Source organism: Hallella faecis (assembly GCF_018789675.1).
Classification (GTDB): Bacteria; Bacteroidota; Bacteroidia; order Bacteroidales; family Bacteroidaceae; genus Prevotella; species Prevotella faecis.
The window spans coordinates 1-16,969 of the sequence record NZ_JAHKBE010000004.1 but is presented as its reverse complement, the minus strand read 5'-3'; the positions used below and the strand labels follow the sequence as shown (position 1 = coordinate 16,969).

Below are 16,969 nucleotides of genomic sequence, written 5' to 3'. Positions count from 1 at the left end.
TCCACGCAGTATCGATTCTTTCCTTATGACTTAACCACAAATCGATCATTAGATTTCAATTCTTGTTAGTGTTAGTTTCGATCAGTTTGTGACATGCGCGTTGAAGGGATAGCGGGCTATGTCGAAACGCGAATGGAAGCAAGATGCCGAAAGAAACGCAGACAAGTGTTGGAAAAAGACAATAATATCCTACCATTTCCCCTTTTGGGGTCTAATGACCGATTGGGGTTAAAAGGTTCTGTCCCCTCTTGTCATGTTGCCTGTCCAAGAATGTTTATGACGAAGATGCACACCCTATTGAGCCTTTGTCATTGTCTGCTCCGTAGCCCAAAGGCACGTGTTCACCTCATTGGACGATAACACTACTAAGATATCTAACGTTCAATAAGAATCAACCCCAAGAGGAATCACCTTTTATTATTGGTTGTGATGGCCTCTTGGGGTTTATTGTTATCGGGGATTTGTTCTTAGAAGAATGTGCGAGCGATCCACGGCGTGGTGTAGGCGTAAGGTACAAATGCCAATGATGGAACAGGCTTGGTCATGATGATGCCAGGTCGCTCACCACGACGGATGCTCCCGTGGGTAGACGATTGGCACATGGCCGCTGCGCCATTGATTGTCACCGCGTTCAAAGCCTCCTCGGGAAGGAGCCGCATCTTCATGCACGCCAAAGACATCACGAAGCGCATGTCGCCCGATGGCGTTGAGCCCGGATTGTAGTCGCTGGCCATGGCCACGGCCAATCCGGCGTCGATCATGGCTCGTCCTTTGCCATAAGGCATGTTCGAGAAGAACGACGTTCCTGGCAACAGCGTGGGTATGGTGTCGCTGGCCTTGAGCGCTGGAATGTCGTTGGCACTCATGTTTTCCAAGTGATCGACCGACACGGCCTTGTTTTTGATGCAGACCTGCATGCCCCCAACAGAGGCCAACTCATCCACATGCACCTTCGGTTTCATACCATATTTGGCTGCAGCGTTCAGCATACGATCGGTCTCCTCGGGCGTGAAGAACCCCTTGTCGCAGAATACGTCTACGAAATCGGCCAACTTCTCGCTTGCCACAGCGGGCAACATCTCGTTGATGACCAGGTCGACATACTCGTTCTGGCGGCCCAAATAATTGCGAGCCACGGCGTGAGCGCCCAAGAAAGTGCTCACCACCCGTATGGGAGAAGCCTCGGCAATGCGGCGGATAACGCGCAACATCTTCAGTTCGTCCTCCGTGTTCAAACCATAACCACTCTTGATCTCCACGCAACCCGTGCCCTTATCCATGATCTCATGCAGGCGTTCCATGGCTTGTTCGTAGAGCTCATATTCTGAGGTTTGGTGTAGCAGGTCGGCCGAATTCAGTATACCACCGCCTCGTTTGGCCACCTCCTCATAACTGAGTCCACGCACCTTGTCTTCCCACTCGTGCTCACGGCTGCCTGCATAGACGATATGCGTGTGGCTGTCGCAGAACGCTGGCATCACCAATCCGCCATGCGCATCGACCACCTCGTCGCAGTGTTCGTCTACGGGTAGCGTGTCCATGTTGCCGTAGTCCTCCACCGTTCCATTGCGAAGCGTTAGCCACGCATTGTCGAGTGAGTAGGGTTTCCCCATGTCGGCACCACAAAGGCGCAGACACGAGGAGGGTCGAAGACCGTAAAGGGTCTTGATGTTGATGATTCGTGTTCGCATGAATGCAATGGGTTATGGCAATTTCTCCGTTCTCAGGAACTCCACCGACTTGGCGATGTACGGGTACATCACCGTATCCTTGTCGATGAACGGCACCACCTTTCGGTAGTCCTCGAAGAGTTTCTCCACGATGGGCGATGACTTCAGCGGACGGCGGAACTCCAACGCTTGGGCAGCGTTAAAGAGCTCGATGGCCAGCACACGCTCGGTGTTGAGAATGACGTTATACAACTTGGTGCCAGCGTTGGCGCCCATGCTGACGTGGTCTTCCTGTCCCTGTGATGTGGGGATGCTGTCGGCCGACGACGGCATGCAGAGTGTCTTGCTCTGACTTACGATGCTGGCTGCGGTGTATTGGGGAATCATGAAGCCACTGTTCACGCCAGGATTGGCCACCAGGAAGCTGGGCAATCCACGTGTACCCGACACCAGTTTGTAGGTACGACGCTCAGAGATGTTGGCCAATTCTGACATGGCAATGGCCAGGAAGTCCATCGGAAGTGCGATAGGCTCACCGTGGAAGTTGCCTGCTGAGATAATCAGGTCTTCATCGGGCACCACTGTCGGGTTATCTGTTGTGGCGTTGATCTCCACATCCGTTACTTGCTGCACATAGCGAACGGTGTCTTTCACGGCACCGTGCACCTGCGGAATGCAACGGAACGAGTATGGGTCTTGCACGTGCTTCTTGGCTTGGCGAATGAGTTCGCTACCCTCGAGAATGTGTGAGATATGCTCGGCAGTGTCGAGTTGACCCTGATGGGGGCGCACAGCATGGACGGCATGATAGAACGGTTCGATGCGACCATCGTAAGCATCGAGCGACATAGAGGCGATATAGTCGGCCCAATTAGAGAGCTTTGTTGCCTGGATGATGCTCCAGCAGCAGAACGCACCCATGTTTTGGGTACCGTTAAGCAGTGCCAATCCCTCCTTCGAAGCCAGTTTGATGGGCTCCCATCCCATCATCTGCATGAGTTCAGCGCCACTCATCAGTTTGCCCTGATACTCCACTTCGCCTAAACCAACGAGCGGCAAGCAGAGGTGGGCCAGCGGCACCAAGTCGCCCGAAGCACCCACAGAACCCTGCATGTAAACCACTGGGTAGATGTCGTTGTTGAAGAAATCGATGAGACGCTCAACGGTATCGAGCTTACAAGCCGAGTAGCCGTAAGAGAGCGACTGAATCTTCAGCAAGATCATGAGCTTCACAATCTCGTTGGGAACGCGGTTGCCGATACCACAAGCGTGGCTCATCATCAGGTTGATTTGCAACTGCGAGAGTTGGTCTTCACCGATTGAGATATTATAAAGTGATCCGAATCCCGTGGTCACACCATAGATTGGCGTCTCCGAGGTCGCAATCTTGTTGTCCAAATACTCACGGCAACGCACAATGCGCTTACGCGAGTCGTCGCCCAGTTTCAGTTTATAGTTGCCGCGCAGAATCTCCCACACCTTGTCGAGCGTAAGGTGTCCAGCGCTTATTTCATGAATGTTTGCCATAATAATCGTATTAGATATTAGAATGCTTGGTTAATAATGTCGTCATCGACAAAGTTGGGAAGGGTCACCTGGAAGTCGGGCGTCAACTTCATCTGGCGCTTGATGGCGTCGATAGACCCCTCGTTGCGCGCCCATGAGCGACGTGCGATGCCGTTGTTAACATCCCAGAAGAGCATCTCCTTGATGTTGTTGCTGCTCTCTTCGCTTCCGTCGACTACCATGCCGAAGCCACCATTGATGACCTCACCCCAGCCTACGCCACCACCGTTGTGAATGCTGACCCATGTGGCTCCACGGAAGGAGTCGCCAATAACGTTCTGCACAGCCATGTCGGCGCAGAACTGTGAGCCATCGTAGATGTTGCTTGTCTCGCGGAAGGGCGAGTCGGTACCACTCACGTCATGATGGTCGCGTCCCAACACCACAGGCGCTTTCAGGCGTCCGTCGCGCACAGCCTCGTTAAAGGCCAAGGCAATCTTGGTACGTCCCTCACAGTCGGCATAGAGAATGCGTGCCTGCGATCCCACCACAAGATGGTTCTTGCCAGCCTCACGAATCCAATGGATGTTGTCATCGAGTTGGTGCTGAATGTCCTCGGGAGCATTCTTGCGCTCCTCCTCCATCACCTCGAGAGCCAGATGGTCGGTGAGTGCCAGGTCGGCGGGGTTGCATGAGGTGCAAACCCAGCGGAACGGACCGAAACCATAGTCGAAGAACATCGGTCCCATGATATCCTGCACATACGAGGGATATCTGAATGTGCCGTCGGCCTTCATGATGTCGGCACCTGCGCGGCTCGACTGCAAGAGGAAAGCGTTTCCGTAATCGAAGAAGTACATGCCGCGCTCCGACAGCTTGTTGACGGCTGCCACCTGGCGACGCAACGACTCCTCCACACGCTTCTTAAACTCCTCAGGATCGGCTGCCATCATGCGCTTGCTCTCATCGAGCGTCATGCCTACGGGATAGTAACCACCGGCCCAAGGGTTGTGGAGCGATGTCTGGTCGGAACCCAAATTCACCTCTATGTTCTCCTCAGCGAGGCGCTCCCATAGGTCGACCACATTGCCCACGTAAGCCATCGACACCACGCGCTTGTCGGCGATGGCCTGTTTTGTGGCGCTCATCAGTTCGTCGAGGTCATAGTGCATCTCGTCGACCCACCCCTGTTCGTAACGCTTCTGCGCAGCCTTCGGGTTGATTTCAGCCACGATGCTCACTACCTGGGCAATGTTGCCAGCCTTGGGTTGTGCACCGCTCATGCCGCCCAGACCGCTCGAGACGAACAACGGGATGGGATTGGTGGCGTGGCGCGACGGGTCGTGCATCACTCGACGTGCTGCGTTGAGCACAGTGATTGTAGTGCCGTGAACGATACCCTGTGGGCCGATATACATGTAAGAGCCGGCCGTCATCTGGCCATACTGACTCACGCCGAGGGCGTTCATGCGCTCCCAGTCGTCGGGTTTCGAGTAGTTGGGGATAACCATTCCATTGGTTACCACCACCCTTGGAGCGCGCTTGTGTGAGGGGAAGAGACCTAAGGGATGACCCGAGTACATGACAAGCGTCTGCTCATCGGTCATCTCCGAGAGGTATTTCATCACCAAACGGTATTGCGCCCAGTTTTGGAAGATGGCGCCATTGCCACCGTAGACAATGAGCTCATGGGGATGTTGCGCCACCTTGGGATCCAGGTTGTTCTGGATCATCAGCATGATGGCAGCAGCCTGCTCAGAGCGATGGGGATACTCGCTGATGGGGCGCGCCTTCATCTCATACGTGGGACGATAGCGATACATATAGATGCGACCATACTTGCGCAGCTCCTCAGCAAACTCAGGAGCGAGGTCGGCATGCAGATGCTTGGGGAAATAGCGCAATGCGTTGCGCAGGGCCAGTTGCTTCTCCTCTGGCTTTAGGATGTCCTTGCGCTTGGGTGCATGATTGATGGCAAAATCATAATCTTGCAATTCCGGCAAGGTGTCGGGTATGCCGACTCGAATGTCGGCCTGAAATTCTTCGAGAGTCATATAAAATGTGGTTTAGAAGGAAGGCGGACACAATGATCCGCCCTCATTGTTGTTATCATTCAGTTTGATGGATAGTGGTACGTTCTCAATCCTGCGCCCATGGGCAAGCAGGTGGAACGAAGGTGTGTTAGGCGTCGATCTTGTCGTTTACGATGGCCAGAATCTCCTGTTCCATGCGCTCAGCTTTCTCCTCGTAGTCAGTTGCCTCGTTGATAAGCGCCTCTGCCACGGTCTTGTCGGCCAATGAAGCGGCGTTGATTCGCACGTTCAACGCAGCGCCTCGCACGGCGGCACGCGCAGCAAGAGCGCCCACACCAGCGTCGCTAACGCTTGCGGGGTTGCCCTCCTGGGCCATGGCCCGACAGAGATCGAACACCTCATACGAGCACTTCACGGTCTCCAACGGCACCTCAGCGGCATGACGGGTGGCCGTCTGGATGGCCTCCTTGCGAGCGGCCTTCTCCTCGTCGGTGCCCTTAGGCAAGCCAAAGGCAGCCATGATCTCGTTGAAGGCGTCGGTATCCTCGTCGATGAGGTGCATGAGCTTGTTCATGAGCTTTTGGCCCTCTTCAGCCTTCACGCTGAACTCCTGCCAACGATCATCCCATCCGCGCTTGTGTGCGGAGAGGTTGGCCACCATAGCACCGAGGGCAGCGCCCAGCGCTCCCATGGTAGCGGCGATGGTTCCACCGCCCGGTGCGGGACTCTCACGAGAGGTCTCTTCCACGAATTCCTTCACGGTCAGGTCGGCCAAACGCTTCACGGGCGTGGCGTCTTCCAACAGGTATTCGATGACCTTCTCGCGTGGGTTGAAAGGCTTTAGGTCGTCGAGACTCATCGACTTGATGGCTATCTTGATAATGTCTTCCTCTGGAATACCTACCGAGCGCTCCTGCTTCTCCAGGAAATAGGTGCCGGCCTCGATCAGCACACGCTTGGGAACCAGTCCCACAATTTCGGTGCCTGTGACGCGCACACCGCGTGCGGCTGCAGCGCGGCACACCTCGTCGAAGGCCTTATGCAATGGCGTCACATTGATATTGGTGATGTTCATCGACACCTGGGCGATGCCATACTCATCGATAAACCAACCGATTGCTTTCGTGCCCTTAAGCGTTCCGGGCTGCATGATGGTTTTTCCGTTCTCATCCTTCAGCGGCTTGCCGGTAAGCTTGCCACCCTCGCGCATTGGACGGCCCTTCTCTCTAACATCGAACGCGATGGCGTTGGCCCTACGGGTCGACGTGGTGTTCAGGTTATAATTGACAGCTATGAGGAAATCGCGAGCGCCCACTGCCGTGGCGCCCGTCTTGGCCAGCTCCTCATCCCAGGGACGAGCACCGAAATCGGGTGCCTCGGCGGGATTGTTGACACGCTCTGCCAGACCCTCGTATTCACCCTTACGGCACACGGCGAGGTTGCGGCGCTCAGGCTTGAAAGCGGCTGCCTCATAGCTGTAGCAAGGCACTTTCAGTTCGTTGGCTATGCGCTCAGCCAAGCGGCGTGAGAGTTCGGCGCACTCCTCAAGGGTCATGCCACTCACGGGAATCAACGGCAACACGTCGGTGGCTCCCATACGTGGGTGTGCTCCGTGGTGCTCCCTCATGTCGATGACACGTGCGGCTTGTGCCACAGCGCGGAAGGCTGCCTCACAAACGGCGTCGGGTTCTCCGACGAAGGTCACCACCGTACGGTTGGTTGCCTCACCCGGATCAACGTCGAGCAACATAACTTCCTTGACGCTCTTCACAGCATCCACAATCGAATTGATTTTCTGCATGTCGCGTCCTTCACTGAAGTTGGGCACGCACTCAATGATCTTTTTACTTAAAGCCATAGGTAAATAGATGTGTTTTGTTACTAGATTTTACGATTTCAAAATTATAATTTTTCTTTGAGAACCACAAATAAATATGCGGGAAAAACAACAAGGGCCCTTCTTTTCATGGATTATTCCATTTCAAAGAAGGGCCTTTGGCTATTGTAGCTATCATTTTAACCCCAATGGGCCATTAGACGAAATAGGAGAAACAGTAGGCTGTTATTGATTCTCTACTACTCTTGTCAGCGTTACGGATGGCTCACAAATTTCTTTCCACCTTTTATATAGATGCCATGCTGTGGACGATTGATGCGCTGCCCCATCAGGTTGTAGATGACATCGGCGTTGGGGCGCACATCCACGCGCATCACATTGGCTATGCCATCGGTTACCTTTTCGAGCAATCGCACATGGTCCACATACAGTAAGGTGTTGTTAGCTGCACCTACCGACTTGTCGCTCTGATAGCCCACGCTGACCACAACCTCAGCGGGCTCGTTGAGGTCGATGTTAAAGGGCATCACGGTCCATGTGTTGGCCACCTTCGGATAGGCATATCGCTTTTCGCCGTTGACCACCACACCCGTCAGACTGGTGTTGTTGTTGCCGCCGCTTGTGGTGATTGTGCGACCGTCATTGCCCGTTTGGTTGGCACACTCATACTTCATGTCGAGCAACAGGCGATAGCTTCCGGCAGGCAGCGTGATGGTCTGCGTGATGGCGTTGGCGCCCGAATCCCATGAGTTGAGCACCGTCAGGCAGCGCACGCCGCAACTGTCATCGGCCACGGGTTGGGCTGTGCGGGCGGCATAGTTGCCCACCGACGAGGGACTGACGCAATAGAGCGTCTGGCTGAATGGCATCGAGTACATGCGGCAGAACTTACTGCCGGCGTTGAGTTTGGTGGCTGAGCCCCATCCCTTCACGGGCAACAGGTTGGGCCATTTGCTGCTAATTGCCGACACCACATTGGTGTAACAGTCGGCGTAGGTCACACCGCTCGCCGTGACATTCTTGCCTCGTGCGCCATAGGTCTCGTCTTGTTCGAAGTTGGCATTTGCCAGATAGCGGTCGGTTACGTCAGCGTATCCGTCGGTGAGCGTGTCGCCGACCGCTTCGGGAAAAGGGATGTTTTCCACCACCAGTTCGCCCTCAACGAGGCTCACTTTCACATCGCCTTTCACGGCAACAGCTTTCTCAACCACCTTGCTCTCATGGGCAGCTCTCACCGTTACGGTTTGTTTTGTGCCCTTGTTGTTGCGGATAAAGATGGCCTTTGCGGTGGAATCCTGCTTGGCGGTGACATCGCTGCCCGTCACAAAGAAGCGTATGGGGCAAGCCACGCTGTTGTTTTGCTCGGCCACAAAGGTAGCCTCGGCCACCTCACTGCCTTGGATCTTGGTGGCCACGGGGAACACCGGAGCGCCAAGCGAGGTGCCAACGCCCTTGAGCGTAGCCTTTTGCACGCTGCAGAAATTGCTCATCAGCAGGTAGCGAACCGAGTCGGGATCGGCTGCGATCACGCCGTTCCATCCCTCGGGCAGCAGGTCGCGCAAGGCCACCAGGCCAGCGTTCATGCTGCGTGTGGTGGTGGCGTCCACATTGCTGTAATACACAATGTTACGACGGTCAACCACTGTGCCGTTCTCGAACGCACGGCTTTGCGTGTCGTAGGCAGGGTAAATCTTCGACGTGAGCACCGAGTTGTTGTTGGCGCGGTCGCCAAACGCCATCTTCTTGTTGTTGGGAGCCACAATGCCCAAGGCGTTGTCGATGTTCACCCAGTTGGTCTCGAAGGTGGTCAGTTGGGTGCCGTCGAGCTGCCTCACGCCCTCCTCGGTGTAGAGGGCGCGGCGTGTGCGTGTCAGCGTATCGGTGCTGATGGCCATCAGTCCACCTTGCTCGCGTGTGATGGTGCCATTGGCCAGTCCGGTCACATAGTCGAGATAGATGACGGCATTGCCCGGTGTGGAATAAATGGCGAAACGGTTGTCGAGCGTAGCCTCGTTGGTGGAGAGCTCGCCATTCATCGTCCACGCCTCACCGTCGAGCTGGTAAATGCCGTTCACCACGGGTGTGGCGTTGGTCTTCTTGCCGTTCACGGTGTACCAACCGAGGAAGTTGCCCGTGTTGTTGGCCTTGAAGGGAACGATGATCTTGTTCTTGTCGACCGAGTTGGCGGCGATGTAACCTGTGTAACTGGTGATGCCCGGCGCCCACGAGAAGGTGGTGAAACGGTCGCGGGTATAGCCTCTCACAATGTTCTGTGCGGGTAAAATCTTCGCTGCGCCGTAACGCTCACGGAAATTGTCGAACGTGCTGGGCGTCAGGTCTGCCGTGGTGTTGGCCTCGTGCATCAGCCAGGTCATCATCACACGGTGGGCCTCCACACCCATGCGGCGGGCGCCAATGTCGGAGCGGAGCAGCCATGAGCCGTCGTCGGTGGTTTGCTGGCGTGCCTTGATCATCTTGTAAGCGAGGTTCTCGAGCATCAGGGCGTCGGCGTCGCGCAGGAAGCAGGCGTTGGTGGTATAGCTCGTAATCTGGTCGTAGAGGAACAGGCTCCAGTCGTTGCCGTTGGGCATGGCCAGCTCGCCATCGGCCAGAGCCAACCAGTTGAGCACCTCTTTCTGCACAGCGTCGTTGTTGTGCATCAAGGCGTTGGTTTTCCATTTCTCCGTTCCGTGGAGCGTGTTTTGGAAGAGTTTCAGGGCCAATGCGGCCTCGCCCAACTCCTGGATGACCACGTTCTGGTAGGAGGTGTGGAAATAGTTGTGGTTCTGCAACGTGTAGTCGTCGTAGAGATTCTGGCCCTTGTAGAGGTCGGCCACGGTGGCGTTGTCGTAGTCGGGGTCGACCACCGTGTGGTTATTGGCGTCGTTGCGGTGGCTATAGCTGTTGATGGCAAACTCGCGCAGACGTGCGAACCACTTGGGAGCCAAATCGTCGTTGGGGAACAAGCCGAGTGTGGCGGCCAGCACATCGGCCTCCCAACCATTCTCCTCGGCCTTCGTGTCGCCAGCGTAGCCGGTGGGGATGGTGCGTCCCAACTCGTAGTTGCACTCGGCCTTTAGCAACGCCTTGACGTAGCCCTTCTGCGCATCGGTGAGCTCGTCCCACTGGAAGAAGGCCGAATAGGCCACCGACATGGCCCACAGCGAGCTCTCCCACACGTGGTCGGAGGTGCTGGTGGAGCCCCAATAGTTGTTGCCTGCGCACACCTTCAGGCGGTTGGCCTTATGGGTTGAATAGGCGAAGACGAGGCTCTTGCGCGCCATGTCTTGCAGGTCGGTCCACGTCACCCCCTCGGGCAGCGTCACCTTGTCCTTGCCATATTTCACCAGGAAGGCGGCAATCATGCCCAGGTCGGCGTTCGACCGCACACCATCCTCGTTGGCCTGCATGGTGGAGCTGCTCTTGAAGCATCCGCACGCCTCGCCCACGCTGTTGGGTGCGGCGCAGTCTTGGAAATCGTTTTTCAGGTATTTGGCGAAACGACCGAGCATCTGCAGCAGGTCGCCCTTCATCGTGGCCTCGTCCACAAAGTCGGCGGTGATGACGCCCTCGGTGATGCTCTTCACCGAGTCTACTTTCTCTGTCGGGTCGACGTAGCCCTCAGGCAGACGCGTCAGGCGGAAGTTGTCGATCATGAAGCAACTGCCGCCCGACAGCCAATCGACCTGCAGGCCGATGCTTACATTGCCCTCGGCAGTGGTGGTGAACGTCACGCCCATTTCCTCCCAGGGCATGGTGGCGAAGCATGAGGCCTCGCCCTTGGTGAAGGTGAGCGACGTGCCCTTGCCCTCGGCGAACAGACGCATCGATGAGGCGGCGTCGTTGGCGTAGGCTGAGCGCACGTTGGCGGTCAACTTATAGGTTCCGGCCGGCAGGTTCGCCAACGTTTGCTTGAGCGTGGTGGCATTGGTGGCCCATCCCATACGCATGTAGAAGGCTTGGTTGCCGTCGGCCACGGTGGTTACCTTACCGAAGTTGTTGTCGGTATAGCAGGCCGGGGTTACGATGAGCGAGGCGCCCATCGCGCCGGAATTGGTTACGGTCCAACCCGAGGGAGCGTTCGCCTTGTAGCCACGCAGTCCGTCGGCGTTGTTGTTGACAACCGTCAGCGTCGCTGTGTTGTCGGCCTCAAACGAGGGGTTGTTGACATAGCTCGCCGTCACGTCGGTCTGTGCCGAGGCCGTACCCGACAGGGCAAGTGCCAATAACAAAAATGATGTTTTCATATCCATCTGAATGTTGTTTGCTTGTAGATGAGTTTCAGTTCCAATGGAGTCTTCCCACGATCGCCATCGCAGGTTTAGGTCAGCCCTGAGGGCTACCCATTGGGTTCATGATGCAAATTTAATGTAAAAAATCGAGATTCGGCCTTCGTGTCCGCATTATTTCGTCTCTACACCTATTATTAGGGAATACCGATGGGGTCTATTCGTTGGCCTTTTAGGTGATGCGTGACAGAAGGAAATATGCGAAGAGGAGTAAAAATGTGGTGGATGAATTAGGGTTATCGATTATTTTGTGTACTTTTGCATGGTATAAAAATAACACAACCTGAAAAACAGAATTGATTCTTATGCACCATCTGATAGACTGTTTCCTGCCTTGCAGCACGCAAGAGGAAAATGAGCGCAACCAGCAATGCCTGCAACAGGACATTGTGAACGAAGTGAATTTCCTTTCTTCTTCCATGACCGAGAGCGCCACATGGAAGGCCATCGCCGCCAAGGCCACTGCCCCCTACTCGCTCGTTTACCTGAACCGCCAGTTCATCCAATTGGGTTACCTGTCCCTGGAGCGCATGGTGAACGTGGCCGAGATGACGGGGGCCGGCATGCTCTACGCCGACCACTATAAGCTGACGGCCGACGGTCGCCGATTGGAGGCGCCCACCATAGATTACCAACAGGGCAGTCTGCGCGACGATTTCAACTTCGGTAGCGTGGTGCTCCTGAAGACCACCGCCTTGCAGGAGGCCGCCCAGCGCATCACCGCCGATTACCAGGCCGCTGGTTTCTATGACCTCCGCCTGAAGTTGTCGGAGGCGCAGTCGCTTGTTCACGTCAACGAATATCTCTATTCGGAGGTGGAGCTCGACACGCGCAAGACGGGCGAGCGCCTCTTCGATTATGTCGACCCGAAGAACCGCCAGTCGCAGGTCGAGATGGAGCAGGCTTGCACCGAGCATCTCAAGGCCGTGGGCGCATACCTCGCGCCGGGTGCCTACAAGCCCATGCGTGTCGACGAGGGAGCGTTCCCCGTGGAGGCCAGCATCATGATTCCCGTGAGAAACCGCATACGCACCATCAAGGACGCCCTGACGAGTGCGCTCAACCAGAAGACCTCCTTCGCCTACAATGTGTTTGTGGTGGAGAATGGTCCCGAGTGCCATTCCACCGACGGCACCACCGAACTGGTGGAGGAGATGGCTCGCGCCGACAAGCGTATCGTCCACATCGTGACCGACCGTCGCGACCTGGGCGTGGGTGGCAGTTGGAACCTCGCTGCCCACGACCCACGTTGCGGCCGATTCGTTGCCCAGCTCGACTCCGACGATGTGTATGCCGACGAGAACACGCTGCAAAAGATTGTCGACGCCTTCCATGAGCAGCAATGTGCCATGCTCATCGGCGCCTACACGCTCACCGATATCCACCTCAACGTGTTGCCCCCGGGTGTCATAGCCCATAAGGAGTGGACACCCGAGAACGGTCGCAACAACGCCTTGCGCATCAATGGCCTGGGTGCCCCGCGCTCGTTCTATACGCCGGTGCTGCGCGAGATCAACCTGCCCAACACCAACTATGGTGAGGACTATGCTTTGGGCCTGGCCATCAGTCGCGATTACATGATTGGTCGTCTCTACGACCCCATCTACAACTGCCGCAGATGGGACGACAACTCCGATGGCGACCTGAGCATCGAGAAGGAGAACCGCAACAACGTTTACAAGGATCGCATGCGCACGTGGGAACTGATGGCCCGCATTGCCAAGAACCGTAAGAACCAAGCATGATGAATGAGCGCAACGTTTCGCCATGGGCATGGATCCCTACGGTCTACTTTGCCGAGGGACTGCCCAATGTGCTGGTGATGGTGGTCTCCGTGACCATGTATATGCAACTGGGAATGAGCGACACCGAGATTGGCATCTACACCGGATGGTTGCAGTTGCCGTGGGTGCTCAAGTTCATCTGGAGTCCGTTTGTCGACCTCTATCGCACCAAGCGCTGGTGGGTGATCATCATGCAACTGCTGATGGGTGCCTCGTTGGCGGGCGTTGCCTTTACGCTCAACACGCCCCTCTGGTTCCAGGGCACCATGTGCTGCTTCTTCCTCATGGCCTTCCTCAGCGCCACCCACGATGTGGCGGCCGATGGCTATTACATGCTTGAGCTCGACGAGCACCAGCAGAGCCTGTTTGTGGGCATACGCAACACGTTCTACCGCGTCGCCGTCATCTTCGGACAGGGTGTGCTCATCGCCTTGGCGGGTGTGTTGCAACGCTACTGGAGCGACAACAAGGCGTTTACGTGGAGCCTCATTTTCTATGGACTGGCGGCTCTCTTCATCATGCTTTGGTTGTGGCACGGCTACATCCTGCCCCATGCCAAGGCCGACGCTGAGCGCCCATCGAGCGCCCATGAGGTGCTGCAAGGATTGAAGGATACGCTCGTCACCTTCGTCACCAAGGTGCCATGGCGGTCGTTTGTCTTCGTCTTGCTGTTTCTCTTGTTTTATCGCCTGCCCGAGGCCATGCTCACCAAGATGTGCGCCACGTTCCTGCAACGTCCCGCCTCGGAGGGTGGACTGGGCCTCTCGCCCATCGAGTTTGGCATTGCCAACGGCACCGTGGGCCTTGCAGGACTGCTGTTGGGTGGCATCGTGGGAGGATGGTTGGCCTCGCGCGACGGTCTGAAGCGGTGGTTATGGCCATTTGTTTGCGCCATCACCTTGCCCGATGCTGTTTATGTTTACATGAGTTACGCGTTGCCCACCAACCTCGTGTTCATCAGTTCTTGCCTCTTTGTGGAGCAGTTTGGCTATGGCTTGGGCTTCACCGCGCTCACCCTTTACATGCTCTATTACTCGCAAGGCAAGTATAAGACGTCGCACTATGCGCTCTGCACGGCCATCTCGTTCCTCGGACTGATGTTGCCGGGCATGGCCAGCGGATGGCTGAAGGACCTGTTGGGCTACCAGCATTTCTTCATCGCCGTGATGCTGTTCTGCATCGTTACGTTTGCCGTTACGGCGTTTATCAAGATCGATCCGGCCTTCGGAAAGAAAGAGTAATGATCCATTCCTAATCCATAAATCATTATATCATGATACTGATAGCTGACAGCGGTTCAACCAAGACCGACTGGGCTTTGGTGGATAACCACCAGGCCGTGAAAGAGATAAAGACCCAAGGACTCAACCCGTTTCAGGTGAGCGGCGAACAGATTGCGGCGGAAATACGCTCTGCCTTGCTGCCCCACTTGCCGACCACCGAGGTCGATGCGGTTTATTTCTATGGTGCTGGTTGCACACCCGAGAAGCAGCCCATCGTGGAACAGGCGCTGCGCGATACGCTCACCATTCGTAACCACTGCACGGTGGCGTCCGATATGCTGGGCGCAGCCATTGCGGTATGTGGCCATGAGCCCGGCATCGCTTGTATCCTCGGCACGGGAAGCAACTCGTGTGCCTACGATGGCGAGCGCATTGTGAAGAACGTGTCGCCCCTGGGATTTATCCTTGGCGATGAGGGAAGTGGCGCGTCGATGGGCAAGTACCTGTTGGGCAACCTCCTGAAGCGCCAGTGGCCGGAGGCCATCATTGAGCGGTTTCATGCCAAATATGGCTTGACGGCTGCCGAGATCATCGATCGTGTGTACCGCCAGCCACGCCCCAACACCTTCCTGGCCTCGTTCATGCCGTTCCTTGAGGAGAACCTTCATGAGCCAGTGGTTTACCAATTTGTGAAGGACAACTTCCGCTCGTTCCTGCAGCGCAACGTGAAGCAATATGAGGGTTGGAACCGTCTTCCCATTGGCTTCAACGGCAGCTTGGCGCAAATCTACCGCCAACCGCTCGCCGAAGCCCTCCAGGAGGAAGGCATGCACCTGGGGCGCATCGTAAAAGCGCCCATGGAAGGACTCATCAAGAGCCTATAGCCTACCCTCGCAACCCACGATTTCTCAACAGCGGCTATCCACTCTCTTCATGAGCGATAGCCGCTGTTGTTGCTTTTATGGGTACCTATCTTGTGGTTTGCCGGATGCTCGCCATGAGCTTTTTCCAATGTTCACCTTACTCAACTCGGCTTTCTAACCTTATGCATTGTAGGGATATTTGGTGCAAAAGTTGTGTCGGAATTTTGCTCCAACCAGAGCGCGAATCATTGAGATTTATCGTGTGGAGCGCTGAAATTTGCGCGCCAAATTCACCGTTAGGCATCTATCGATTTGCGATACCTAAGCTTTCGAGTCGCCAAAGGCCATCTTTCGTCATGCCTTTAGGCATCTTTCGAGGTGCGAAACATGCCTAAAGGCAACGCCTGATCTAAGACGAGGAACACCCAAATATAACCTTTAATCACAACCGCTTGTAAATCAAGTCATTACCAATTCACGCGAGAATCGCGTATTTGGAGCCACACTGACCCTCAATGGAAAAAACAATGTAGATTCACAGGTAGTTTGTCACAATTTATCAACCTCATGATGCAAACGCAATAGAACCAGCTCGCTTTAGCCATCCCTATAAGCAGATAGCGTAACATCAGCTATTGCCATATCTGAGTATTTCTTCAATATGTTTTAGAAGTCGGCTCACGTTTCCTTTATGTGTGTGACAGTAAACCATTAATTTTAAACCAGACAGCGTTCGCAGCGGGTCAAGTGGACGGAACTAATAACTATTAACATGAACAAAAAAGGATGTTGGATTACAATTATCATTGTATTCTTTTTTCTTGCAGTCATTGGCAAATGCGGGGATGATGATGAGCTTAGCAGCTCTTCCAATCCTTCTGTAGAGCAAAGCGACAATCAAAATAATGATGATAGTCAATCGGCAGATGATGATTACGACTCAAGTTCGCAAATGCCTGGGTGGCTTATTGGTCGTTGGCAAGGAATGACACCAATGGGCGTTATGACTTTCGACATAATGAATGATCATACGATCATAGATTACACCTCTGGAGAGTCAGAGGAAGGAACTTTTGAATATAGAGACGGGGAAATATTGGCAAAATTCCCTAATACCGGTGGTGCAATTACTAGATATGAAGTTGATTTGCAAAATCATCAAATAAACTTGGAGCAGGGTTGTGTGGCTACCAAACAATGATTGCTCATCAAAGATACGTTTTTAACCCACATTGCAGCTATATTTCAGCTAACACACTGATTTCCAGGACTCGTTTTTTCTGATATCCGTTTTTTTGGTCCACACAAATTCTCTTGACTTTATCAGAATCTGGTCCACCTTGAGCGTGTCGTATATCTGTAGTAAATCATCTTCCGGCTCGCTGCATTTTCTTACTGCAATCTTTTCTGCGTTGCTCAGACTGGCTGTGCTGGTGGCTACTATCGTAAGCGTATCGGGATTCACGTATTGTCAATCGAGTAGGAGGTAAACACTAATCATAGGTGCTTATCTCCTATTTTCGTGTTCACCGTCCTCTCACACCACCGTACGTGCGGTTCCGCATACGGCGGTTCCTCGTTAGCTTATAGAAAAGGCGGCCTAAAATGGATGGTTACCTTCAATTTCTGCATAATGACAGCGGTAGTGCCTGCTGTATTTCACTTCCTTCTTAGCTTTAAGTTTGGTGATTATGGCCTTGGCAGACAACTCCCCCCAATTAGTAGTCATATACTTGGTGTTGCCCATCTTTGCCATGCCGAGAA

Annotated in this window: 9 protein-coding genes; 4 read left to right on the top strand and 5 right to left on the bottom strand. The window is 54.7% G+C overall.

Translation table 11 applies throughout. The features are described 5' to 3' along the window. Positions 1-467: 467 nt before the first annotated feature. The 5 genes from hutI to KM934_RS01720 all read right to left on the bottom strand — a co-directional run bounded on the left by hutI (position 468) and on the right by KM934_RS01720 (position 11,293). A complete protein-coding gene (gene hutI / locus KM934_RS01740) occupies positions 468-1,691 on the bottom strand; it encodes an imidazolonepropionase (protein WP_215758894.1) in 1,224 nt (407 codons plus the stop codon). 12 nt (positions 1,692-1,703) lie between these two features. Then, the gene (gene hutH / locus KM934_RS01735) at positions 1,704-3,197 is read right to left on the bottom strand and encodes a histidine ammonia-lyase (RefSeq protein ID WP_215758893.1); all 1,494 of its coding nucleotides are present in this window, start codon (positions 3,195-3,197) and stop codon (positions 1,704-1,706) included. A 17-nt stretch (positions 3,198-3,214) separates the two neighbouring features. Next, on the bottom strand, positions 3,215-5,230 hold the full coding sequence (locus tag KM934_RS01730; RefSeq protein ID WP_215758892.1) for a urocanate hydratase: 2,016 nt from the start codon (positions 5,228-5,230) through the stop codon (positions 3,215-3,217). A 127-nt stretch (positions 5,231-5,357) separates the two neighbouring features. Then, the gene (ftcD, locus tag KM934_RS01725) at positions 5,358-7,067 is read right to left on the bottom strand and encodes a glutamate formimidoyltransferase (RefSeq protein ID WP_215758891.1); all 1,710 of its coding nucleotides are present in this window, start codon (positions 7,065-7,067) and stop codon (positions 5,358-5,360) included. Between the two features lie 233 nt (positions 7,068-7,300). Then, positions 7,301-11,293, bottom strand: coding sequence for a hypothetical protein (locus KM934_RS01720; RefSeq protein ID WP_215758890.1), 3,993 nt, complete (start codon positions 11,291-11,293; stop codon positions 7,301-7,303). A 347-nt stretch (positions 11,294-11,640) separates the two neighbouring features. Here KM934_RS01720 and KM934_RS01715 point away from each other — a divergent pair, with 347 nt between their 5' ends. The 4 genes from KM934_RS01715 (at position 11,641) to KM934_RS01700 (ending at position 16,406) form a co-directional block, all read left to right on the top strand. Then, complete coding sequence (locus KM934_RS01715; protein ID WP_215758889.1) at positions 11,641-13,080, top strand: glycosyltransferase family 2 protein; 1,440 nt, start codon at positions 11,641-11,643, stop codon at positions 13,078-13,080. After that, complete coding sequence (locus KM934_RS01710; RefSeq protein WP_215758970.1) at positions 13,080-14,360, top strand: MFS transporter; 1,281 nt, start codon at positions 13,080-13,082, stop codon at positions 14,358-14,360. Before KM934_RS01715 ends, KM934_RS01710 begins: the two co-directional genes overlap by 1 nt. A 32-nt stretch (positions 14,361-14,392) precedes the next feature. After that, the gene (locus KM934_RS01705; RefSeq protein ID WP_215758888.1) at positions 14,393-15,226 is read left to right on the top strand and encodes a BadF/BadG/BcrA/BcrD ATPase family protein; all 834 of its coding nucleotides are present in this window, start codon (positions 14,393-14,395) and stop codon (positions 15,224-15,226) included. Positions 15,227-15,977: 751 nt separating this feature from the next. After that, positions 15,978-16,406, top strand: a complete 429-nt coding sequence (locus KM934_RS01700; RefSeq protein WP_215758887.1) for a hypothetical protein — start codon at positions 15,978-15,980, stop codon at positions 16,404-16,406. The last annotated feature ends 563 nt before the right edge of the window (positions 16,407-16,969 follow it).

Excerpts from the sequence above, each read along its gene's own strand:
- hutI (WP_215758894.1), bottom strand. The coding sequence starts at position 1,691 with ATGCGAACACGAATCATCAACATCAAGACCCTTTACGGTCTTCGACCC.
- hutH (WP_215758893.1), bottom strand. The coding sequence starts at position 3,197 with ATGGCAAACATTCATGAAATAAGCGCTGGACACCTTACGCTCGACAAG.
- KM934_RS01730 (WP_215758892.1), bottom strand. The coding sequence starts at position 5,230 with ATGACTCTCGAAGAATTTCAGGCCGACATTCGAGTCGGCATACCCGAC.
- ftcD (WP_215758891.1), bottom strand. The coding sequence starts at position 7,067 with ATGGCTTTAAGTAAAAAGATCATTGAGTGCGTGCCCAACTTCAGTGAA.
- KM934_RS01720 (WP_215758890.1), bottom strand. The coding sequence starts at position 11,293 with ATGAAAACATCATTTTTGTTATTGGCACTTGCCCTGTCGGGTACGGCC.
- KM934_RS01715 (WP_215758889.1), top strand. The coding sequence starts at position 11,641 with ATGCACCATCTGATAGACTGTTTCCTGCCTTGCAGCACGCAAGAGGAA.
- KM934_RS01710 (WP_215758970.1), top strand. The coding sequence starts at position 13,080 with ATGAATGAGCGCAACGTTTCGCCATGGGCATGGATCCCTACGGTCTAC.
- KM934_RS01705 (WP_215758888.1), top strand. The coding sequence starts at position 14,393 with ATGATACTGATAGCTGACAGCGGTTCAACCAAGACCGACTGGGCTTTG.
- KM934_RS01700 (WP_215758887.1), top strand. The coding sequence starts at position 15,978 with ATGAACAAAAAAGGATGTTGGATTACAATTATCATTGTATTCTTTTTT.